1 protein-coding gene is annotated in these 430 nt (G+C 57.7%); it reads right to left on the reverse strand.

The window, feature by feature from the left end; translation table 11 throughout:
• Positions 1 to 430, reverse strand: a 430-nt coding sequence (locus KZZ04_RS18445) for an immunoglobulin-like domain-containing protein (protein ID WP_219423680.1), incomplete at both ends; no start/stop codon positions are given.

The raw sequence follows: 430 nt of genomic DNA on the forward strand, positions 1-430 counted from the left end.
TTGTCGATGAACACATCGTCGCTAGGCGCCGGGACGGTCACGGTGCCGACGGTATCGCCGGCTTTGATGGTGATAGTCGAACCGTTATCCAGTTTCAGCGTGACGTCAGTACCCGCTTTATTGGAAAGCGTAGCGGTGTACGTAATCTGACCACCTTCGTTGACTGCGCTTGGTGCGGTCAGCGTTACGGTGGTGGTGTCCGCAGTGCCCGGTGTGTCGGTGACGGTGGTGTTAACCGGCGTAGTGCCCGGTACCAGGTTTTCGAAATGCTCGCCGCCGGTCACGCCTTTGATAGCGGTAGTAACGGTCTGGTCGCCCTTGTAGGCTTCATCTGGAGCTACAACCGAAACGGTACCGCTCGACTGATTCACGCCGATGGTGATGGTCTGCCCGTTATCCAAGGTCACGGTCAGTGGGTTGGTGATGTTGG

The organism is Pseudoalteromonas sp. CR1 (assembly GCF_019392235.1).
Taxonomy (GTDB): Bacteria; Pseudomonadota; Gammaproteobacteria; order Enterobacterales; family Alteromonadaceae; genus Pseudoalteromonas.